The 1324-nt window shown below is 69.3% G+C and carries 2 protein-coding genes; both read right to left on the bottom strand.

Annotation, left to right across the window (positions count from 1 at the left end):
• Window positions 1-142 precede the first annotated feature (142 nt).
• The gene (locus tag LQV45_RS33065; protein ID WP_138175563.1) at window positions 143-562 is read right to left on the bottom strand and encodes an organic hydroperoxide resistance protein; all 420 of its coding nucleotides are present in this window, start codon (window positions 560-562) and stop codon (window positions 143-145) included.
• Window positions 563-606: 44 nt separating this feature from the next.
• Window positions 607-1086 (bottom strand): MarR family winged helix-turn-helix transcriptional regulator, encoded by a 480-nt coding sequence (locus tag LQV45_RS33060; protein WP_230011900.1) that lies wholly within the window; start codon window positions 1084-1086, stop codon window positions 607-609.
• Window positions 1087-1324 lie beyond the last annotated feature (238 nt).

Here is a 1324-nt window from a genome sequence, read left to right as displayed (position 1 = left end):
AACCCCGAGCGCACGAGTGCTTCGTCGTCGACGACCAGGACGCGGATCACGATTGTCACCCTACGTCGGGCGGCGATGCGCCGCCTGTAGGGAAGCGCGAAGGGGGCACCGACTCGCCGGTGCCCCCTTCGCTGCGTCGGTGTCAGTCCTCGGCGACGGTGACCGTGACCTCGATGTTCCCGCGCGTGGCGTTGGAGTAGGGGCACACCTGGTGCGCCTCGTCGGCGAGCTGCTGGGCCAGGTCGTGCTCCACGCCGGGCAGCACCACCTCGAGCAGAACGGCGAGCTGGTAGCCGCCTTGGCCGTTCGGGCCGATCTGCACGCGACCGCCGACCGAGGAGTCCTCGAGCTTCACCTTGTGGCCGCGGGCGACGGCGTGCAGCGCGCTGTGGAAGCACGCGGCGTAACCGGCGGCGAACAGCTGCTCGGGGTTGGTTCCGTTGCCGGATCCGCCCATCTCCTTCGGGACGGCGACGTCGAGGTCGATCTGAGAGCCGGCGACGACGTGGCCGTTGCGGCCCTCGCCGGTGGAGAGGGCTTCTGCGGTGTAGAGGACGTCCATGGGGTGGTTCCTTTCTGGTGGACGGAGGAGGCTGTCGACGGGGGTCAGACGGTGGGTCGAGGGGCGCCGATCGCATCCAGCACGGTCCGCGGGTGGTCGCGCAGATCGCGCATCGCCACGGTCAGTTGCTGGAGCGCCTGGATCAGCTCGTGCGCGCTGTCGGCGTCGGCGATCCCCGATCCGACGGCGATGCACCGCGGGACGTGGGCGAGCTCGTCGCGCATCTCCCGACCGCGCGGTGTGAGCGAGACCGTCACGACGCGTTCGTCGTCGGTGCGGCGCTCACGCGTGACGTACCCCGCGGTCTCCATGCGCGCGAGCATGGGGGAGAGCGTGCCGGAGTCCAGTTGCAGGGCCTCGCCGAGTCCGCTGACCGTCTGGTCGCCGTCGCTCCACAGTGTCACCAGCGCGAGGTACTGAGGGTAGGTGAGGTCCCACGGGTCGAGCAGGACGCGATACGCCTGCGTGGTCGTGCGGCTGGCGGCGTAGAGGGCGAAGCACACGAGCGAGTCGACGGCGGGCATGGTGTAATGGTTGCACGCAATTCAATTGTGCACAACTCGAAACCAATGGCCGTCAGTTCGACCTCGGGACACCGAATGCTCCCGGAGCCATCGACTCTGACTGAATCCGAGCCGGTCAGCCCGCGGAGCGCACGACGCTGCCGTCGGACACCGCGACGGACACCTCTGCTCCGTCGGCGAACTCGACCGTCCAGGCGGGGGCATCGGCGTCGCGATCCACACCGGCCTCGGTGACCCC

It is taken from the genome of Microbacterium sp. Bi128 (assembly GCF_918698205.1).
The sequence above is the reverse complement of the archived record's forward strand: the minus strand, read 5'-3'. Positions and strand labels throughout refer to the sequence as shown.